This window comes from Terriglobales bacterium (genome assembly GCA_035454605.1).
In the GTDB taxonomy this organism is placed as follows: Bacteria; Acidobacteriota; Terriglobia; order Terriglobales; family Acidobacteriaceae; genus DATMAB01.
This window is the reverse complement of the sequence record DATIGQ010000172.1, coordinates 1-7,396: the sequence shown is the minus strand read 5'-3', so window position 1 is coordinate 7,396 and position 7,396 is coordinate 1. Positions and strand designations below refer to the sequence as shown.

The following is a 7,396-nucleotide window of genomic DNA, read 5'->3' as shown; positions in this document are numbered from 1 at the left end:
TCGAACGTCTGGCGATTGCCGGTCCGTTTGATGCGGGCTTCCGAAGCACGCCGCCAACGGGCGCCGTGAGCGGACTCAACGGTTCAAGGTATCGCCCAGGATGAACTTCGTTTCCGGGTCCATTCTGAGGTTGTGCTTGTCAGAAACCACCTCGGTGACGATCTCGGGATCGTCCACCGGGCGCAGCACTGCGCTCTTGTCCACGGAAGGCAGGAACATATGGGGGTGCGCGGCGGACCAGCGACGGGTCCATTCGTTTCTCAGCACCTGCGGGCGATCGATGATGAACGCCTTCAGCTCGAGCGAGCCGCTCTTCCACTCGGCACGCTCGACCACCAGCGCGAGCACCGACTCGCCCTTGTCGTCGGTCCAGGGCACCGCTTTGATGACCCGTCCCGTCAGGCGGGCTTTTTTCGGGATCATCACTTTGTCCCCGACTCGCACGTCTTCCCTGCACTCAAGCTCAACCTTCGCGCCCAGGGGACCTCGAGCATCAAGGCTGTTCTTCAATACCACGGGTATGCGGAGTCCGGCGGAGGGACCCGGGTTCTCGGCAGAGCTCAGTAGTGGCGATGAGAGCGTCAGCGCCGCCAATAGCACGAGCGTTTTCTTCATGAGTGTGGACAGCGACTGAATTGACTTACTGCCAGGCCGTGAGACTAGCCCCCTTTGAGTCGGCGGGAGTATACGCTGCAAGCTCCGATTCCGTCACTTCTGCCGGCGACGGGCACCCATCCAGGCACGCCGCCTGCCCGCTGCCGTCACATCAAGATTGAGCATTCCAGGGAAGGGATTTTGGTGAGGTAGAAGGTGAAAGCCGCAAGGATCCCGGGGTAGCTTGGCTGGGTGCCCGGGGTGAAACGGTATTTTGCCCACAGAGACACCCACTCCAAGAACGAGAATCACGGCTTACTTACCTAGTTATTCAATGCCGTTTCCACCGAGCCAACAGCCCCGGAGGATACTTCCCACCACGAAGCTTGTGAGCAAATGTGCGGAGGGCGAGACTGGCCTTTTCCTGATTCCAGCATCCCCCGCTGTCAAGTGTCCAGTGCGCGTAGTCTCGAACTCTTAAGCTTGAGTCACTGCGGAGCACATGGCTGAGCAAGCGCAGCAGTCTACGAGCCGTAGACGCGTCGCAGCGGTTGAGCACATGCTGCAGTCCGTGAATGGCTCCCAGGCGGCCTGCCCGGTATCTGGCTTGCACTGCACAGCGTTCCAGTATCGTGACTTCCCTCAGATCCTCCCGGGTTAGGTTGCGCCACCGCCAGCCCAACGCGTCGCCCGCTATCCAGGCTGCTTGAGCCGCTTCTGTATCAGTGTTCATGAGATATCGTTCCGTCAATTCCTGAAGCTTGCGCCGTACCTTGAGACCGCGATCTGGAAGTGAGCTCAGGCAAAAGATTGTGAAATGGACTTCGTAAGAGGCTCGATGCGGAGTTGAATTGAGTAGGGTCTCTATATCAGCCAAGGACCGCGGCAGCTTCTTCAGTATCTCGTCGACGGCATCTACTCTTGCCTCCTGATTCGCCGCCAATTTCCTGTTGCGATAGAGACGAGACGCCTCGCGAGTTCTGAACTTCGGTTGGTTGCTTGCCATGGGCCTCACATGACCGGAGGCGCTTCAATCCCCATCAGTTCGAGCGTGCGTATCAATTCCCGGCGGACGACCGCGGCCGTGGCCATCAGGAACTTCTGCCGGTCATCGTCCAATTCGTTGAGGATGTGGTGGCGGTGGTAGAAGTTGTTGAAGAGCTGCGCCAACTGGAAGGCGTACTTGGCGACGTGCGCAGGCTCAGTAGTGGAGAGGGCCAGCTCGACCGCGTGCGAGAGCTTGGAGGCAGCCAGCCACAGTTCCCAGATCTCGTCTCCGGCGGGCTCCTTGAAGAAACGCTCGAAGTCCACCGGCTCGGCCAGAGCTTCTTCCGGCGTTGTCTCGCCCTTGCGGAAGATGTTGGTGGCGCGCACCACGGCGTACTGCGCATAGGGCCCGGTTTCACCCTCGAAGCTCAGCGCGTCCTTGAAGTCGAACGCGATGACCGAGGTCTTGGTGAACTTGAGCATGAAGTAGCGCAGCGCCCCGATGGCGATCTGGGTGGCGATGCGGGTGCGTTCCCCGTCGCTCAGCGAGGCGTGGCGCGCGTCCACTTCGACCTGGGCGGCTGCAATCAGCGAATCCAGCAGGTCGTCGGCTTTCACGCCGAAGCCGCGGCGCCCGGAGACCTCGATGTAGGCCTTGCCGCGGTCGTCTTCGCTGAGCGCATAGCCCAGGTAGGCGGCGCAGCGCGGCGTGAGCGCCACCATCTCATAGGAGAAGTGGGTGTAGTGGCCGGCCTGCTGGGTGTAGCCCAGCCCGCGCAGCGCCTCGATGACGTTGTTCTGCGCGTCCGCCTGGCGCGAATCAATCACGTTGTAGATGCCGGCCACGCCGCCGAAGTGCGGGTGTTCTTTCTCGCCGTCCTCCGACGACATCCAGCACAGGTGCCCGGAGGGATAGCGGTAGAACTTGCGGTAGCCGAAATCGCGGCCCAGCAGCCCGAACTTCCACAGGTGATAAGCGATGTCCTTGCCCACGTAGGTCACGGTGCCGTTCGAACGCACGATCACTTTCTGGTCTTCCTCCGTCGGCTCGGCTCCCTCCGCTCTCTTGCGCTGCATCACCCAGCAGCCAGCGTTCTTGCCCTGCGCTTCCAGGCGCAACACGCCCTTGTCTTTCAACTGCTGAAAGGCCAGTTCCCAGAACTTCAGCCGCAGGATCTCGCTCTCGCGGGGCAGGAAGTCGTACTCGATGTCCAGCCGCGCCATGGTCTCGAGGTGGCGGCCGACGATGGCGGTGGAGAGCAGGTCAGCCATCTCGGCCAGGTCGTTGCCGCCCTGCTCGATGGCGTGCAGCGTCTCGTTGCGTGCTTCGAGGTGCTTCTTGTCCTGCACGTACCACTCGGAGACGCGCGCGTACAGGTCCCAGCAAAGAAAGTCGATCTTGGGATCGCGGGCGATCAGTTCGGCCACTTCCGTCAGCGACTTCTTCTCCAGCCGCGTGAAGCCCACGATGACGTCGGCCACCTGTACGCCGGTGTTGTCGATGTAGTTCTGGACCGTGACTTCGCGGCCGGCTCCGCGCAGCAGCCGCACGAAGGTGTCTCCCAGGATGGCGTTGCGCAGATGCCCGATGTGCGCCGCCTTGTTGGGATTGACGCTGGTGTGCTCGACCAGGATCTTCTCCTGGACGGCGGCGGGCGCCGTCACACCCGCCTGTAACTCCCGCGCCAGCTCCGCCCTCTGGACGCGGGCGTTGATGTAGCCGGCGCCGGCGACCTCGAGTTTCTCGAAGCCGGGAACCGCTCCTACGCCGAAGACGATCTCCTCGGCGATCTTGCGCGGCGGACGCTTCAGCCGCTTGGCCAACTCGAAGCTGAGCGGCAAGGCGTACTCGCCCAGATCGATGCGCGGAGGCTGCTCCACCACCATCCCGTCGAGCGACAGGCTGTACTCCTCGCGCAGGAACTCGCGGATGCGGTCGGTCAGAGCGAGTTGAAAACGGCGATACAAAGCGGCCGAAACCTCGTGAAAGCCAGGGATGAATATAGCAAAGTGAGAACGTCCACCACGGAGACACGGAGGGCCGGCCTGCTTCCACTGAAGAAGTGTGACACTCTGCGGCGTCCCGCAGGGACGCAATGAAAGTAGCCCGGCACGAAGTGCCGGGTTGGTCGGAACAGATTCGGTCAGTCCCGCCAGGGACGACTGAAACCAGACTACAATCCGCAGGAGTTGGTCCAGTTCCTGAAACGGCACGGCATCGAATACGACACGAGGTACGTGTTTGGGTAGTTCAGCCGTCCCTGACGGGACTCCCGATTTGTCGGATACGCCAACCCGGCACGGTGCCGTCCTACTCTCAGTCCGTCCCTAAGGGGACTAGAATGTGGCACGACGTATGACACGGCATAGACAGCGATTGATTCTCATCGTTGGGGCCAATGTGATCTGGGTTGGCGCGCTCTCGTGGCTCATCGTCTTTCGCGACATTGCCGTCACGCACAGAAGAGTATTCGTGGCCCTGGCCTCAGTACTCATTCCCACGGCCATAATGTCGATTCTTTTCGCAAAGAGACGCACGCCATGGCTCGCCCTGAGTTTGAACCTTCTGATGGTTGGCTTGGTCCTGATGGCTATCCGACTCGTCTGCGAAGAGTTCCTCAAGATCGAGCATTTTGCCATGGATTGGCTGGCCTGGGGCGAAAGCATCTTCGTGTGGCTCTCCATGCTAACGGGAATTTTCACCTCTGTTAGGAAGTTGCGGGAGAAAGGCAGCAGCGAAACCAACGCGTAGACTGATTTGCTTCGCTGGTTTGACCTCCTCTGCTGGCTTCCCTATCATGAAAATTTCGGCGCGTCGCGGGGGCGTCGCGCGTAATCATGCGTATTGCCTACCTGGACTGCTTTTCCGGCATCAGCGGAGACATGTTCCTGGGAGCGCTGGTGGATGCCGGCGTGCCCACGGAGCTGCTGGAAAAGACTGTCGCCGGCCTCAGCGTGGGCGCGCGGCTGGAGACCTCCCGGGTCACCCGCTCCGGCATCAGCGCCACCAAAGTGGATGTGATCGTCCGTGGCGAAAAAGACCGCCCGCGCGACCGCCATTCGCATGATCACGCGCCCGGACACGGTGGCGGACACGCTCACCCGCACGAGGCGGCGCACCCGCACGAGCATCATGAACATGAGCACGGTAAGGGTCAGGCGCACGAACATGCGCATCGCGGGCTGAAGGAGATCCGCCGGATCATCGCGGACGCGCCCATCTCCGATGGCGCGAAGAAGACGGCCCTGGCCATGTTCCAGGCGCTGGGCGAGGCCGAAGCCAAGATCCACAACACCGAGGTCGAGAAGATCCACTTCCATGAAGTGGGCGCAGCGGACGCGATCGTGGATATCGTATGCGCCGCCGTGGGCGCCGAACATCTGGCTGCCGACGCCTGGGTGTGCTCGCCGCTGAATGTCGGCGGAGGCACAGTGGAGTGCCAGCACGGACGCTTCCCTGTTCCTGCGCCGGCTACGGTGGAGCTGCTGCGTGGCGCGCCAATCTATTCCTCAGGCATCGACGCCGAACTGGTGACGCCGACGGGCGCGGCGATCGTGAAAACGCTGGCCACGCGTTTTGCTTCCTTTCCGGCAATGACCATCGCGGCCACGGGCTACGGCGCAGGCACGCGCGACTTCCCAGGCCACGCCAATGTGGTGCGACTCACCGTCGGCGATGCCATCGAGGAAGTCAACGCTCTGCCGCGCGATTCCGTCACCGTGCTGGAGGCCAATCTCGACGATCTGAGCCCGCAGGTTTTCGGCTACGTGATGGAACGCGCTTTGGCGGAGGGCGCGCTCGAAGTCTTCGGCACGCCGGTGCAGATGAAGAAGAACCGGCCGGGAATGCTCTTGACGGTGCTGGCCAAGCCCGCCGATGCCGAGCGACTCGCCCGCCTGATCTTCACCGAGACCACCACCCTGGGCGTGCGCATGCGCAACGAAGAACGGCGAGTGCTGGCGCGGCGCGAAATCAAGGTCCCGACGCCCTGGGGTGAGGTCCGCATGAAAGTCGCGAGCCTGAACGGCGCCGTCAGCCACTACGCTCCGGAGTACGAAGACTGCCGCCGTATCGCGGAGGAGCGCGGTCTCCCGCTGAAGCAGGTCATGCAGGAAGCGCTGCGCGCATATTTGGACAAGGAGTCGGGGAAAACTTCGTAAGGAAAGGCCAATCGCAGGCATGGATCGCAAGTTCTACATCACCACTCCCATTTATTACGTGAATGCCCGGCCGCATGTGGGGCACGCGTACACCACCATCGTGTGCGACGCAATCGCGCGCTATCAGCGCATGCTGGGGGTGGATGCGTTCCTGTTGACGGGGACGGACGAGCACGGCATGCACGTGGAGCGGGCGGCGGTGGCGGCGGGGCGCGATCCGAAAGAGTGGACGGATGAGATCTCAGGCGCGTTCCGGACACTTTGGGACCGCATGGGGATCAGCTACAACGATTTCATCCGCACCACCGACGAGCGACACAAGCGCGGCGTACAGGAGCTGTGGCGGCGGCTGCGCGACCGCGGCTACATCTACAAAGGCACCTACACCGGTCAGTACTGCGTGTACGACGAGCTGTACGTGGATACGGCGAAGCCGGGCGATCCCTGCCCGGATTGCGGCCGGCCCACGGAGACGGTCCACGAAGAGAACTATTTTTTCAAGCTCTCGGCCATGGAGGAGCCGCTGCTGCGGCTGTACAGCGAGCGGCCGGAATTGGTCCGCCCGGAGACGCGGCGCAACGAGGTCGTCAGCTTCGTGCGCGGCGGACTGCGGGACCTTTCCGTGAGCCGCAGCACGTTCCAATGGGGAGTTCCTGTTCCTGACGACCCGGGTCACGTGATGTACGTATGGCTGGACGCGCTTTCGAACTACATTACGGCCATCGGGTTCGGGTCGGAGGACAAGAAAGAGCAGCAGAAGTTCGCGCGCTACTGGCCGGCGGACGTGCACATGATCGGCAAGGAGATCGTGCGTTTTCACTGCGTGTACTGGCCGGCGTTCCTGCTGGCGGCGGAGCTGCCGGTGCCGAAGACCATCCTGGCACACGGGTGGCTGCTGTTCGAAGAGAGCAAGATGTCGAAGTCGCGCGGGAACATCGTGCGCGCAGAGACGGTGATGGAGACGCTGGGCACGGACGCGCTGCGCTACTTCCTGCTGCGCGAAGTGGTGTTCGGTCAGGACGGCGCGTTCAGCTTCGATGCGCTGGTGGGGCGCTACAACGCCGACCTGGCCAACGATCTGGGCAACCTCTCGAGCCGGACGCTGTCGATGATCGGGCGCTACTTCAAGGGGCAGGTGCCGTATCCCTCAGCGACAAAGACACGGACGGCGGCGGATGAGCAGATTGCGCAGACCGCGGGCGAGGTGATCCGCAGCTATCGGGAGCTGTTCGAGGACTACCAGTTCTCGAAAGCGCTGGAAGCGGCATGGACGCTGGTGGCGGCGGTGAACAAGTACCTGGTGGAAAACGAGCCCTGGACGCTGGCGGAGAAAACGGATGAAGACAGCCGCGCGCGCCTGGCGACGGTGCTCTACACCGCGGCGGAGGCCCTGCGCGTGGTGACGGCGCTGGTGCATCCCGTAATGCCGGAAGCGACGGGGCGGATATGGTCGCAACTGGGACTAGGCGCGGTGGCCAAGGCGCGCCTGGACAAGCTGGAGTGGGGACAACTGGCCCACGGCACCAAGCTGGGCCTGGTGGAGCCGGTGTTCCCGCGCGCGGACAAATCGGTGATCGAGAGGATGCAGCAGATGGAGAGCCAGCCAAAGGCAGCAGAAGCGGAGAAGAAGGAAGCGGCGCCGGCAACTACGTCA

5 protein-coding genes are annotated in these 7,396 nt (G+C 62.5%); 3 read left to right on the top strand and 2 right to left on the bottom strand.

Annotated elements, in window-relative coordinates:
- Positions 1–75 precede the first annotated feature (75 nt).
- Entirely contained in the window at positions 76–615 is a 540-nt protein-coding gene (locus tag VLE48_12445; protein ID HSA93813.1) for a hypothetical protein, read from the bottom strand.
- A gap of 990 nt (positions 616–1,605) precedes the next feature.
- Positions 1,606–3,549, bottom strand: coding sequence for an arginine--tRNA ligase (gene argS, locus VLE48_12440; protein ID HSA93812.1), 1,944 nt, complete (start codon positions 3,547–3,549; stop codon positions 1,606–1,608).
- A gap of 409 nt (positions 3,550–3,958) precedes the next feature.
- On the opposite strand from argS, the gene VLE48_12435 reads away from it, so the two are divergent.
- The 3 genes from VLE48_12435 to metG all read left to right on the top strand — a co-directional run.
- Positions 3,959–4,333, top strand: a complete 375-nt coding sequence (locus VLE48_12435) for a hypothetical protein (protein ID HSA93811.1) — start codon at positions 3,959–3,961, stop codon at positions 4,331–4,333.
- 86 nt (positions 4,334–4,419) lie between these two features.
- Entirely contained in the window at positions 4,420–5,742 is a 1,323-nt protein-coding gene (gene larC / locus VLE48_12430) for a nickel pincer cofactor biosynthesis protein LarC (protein HSA93810.1), read from the top strand.
- Between the two features lie 19 nt (positions 5,743–5,761).
- Positions 5,762–7,396, top strand: a 1,635-nt coding sequence (gene metG, locus VLE48_12425) for a methionine--tRNA ligase (protein HSA93809.1), incomplete at its 3' end; no start/stop codon positions are given.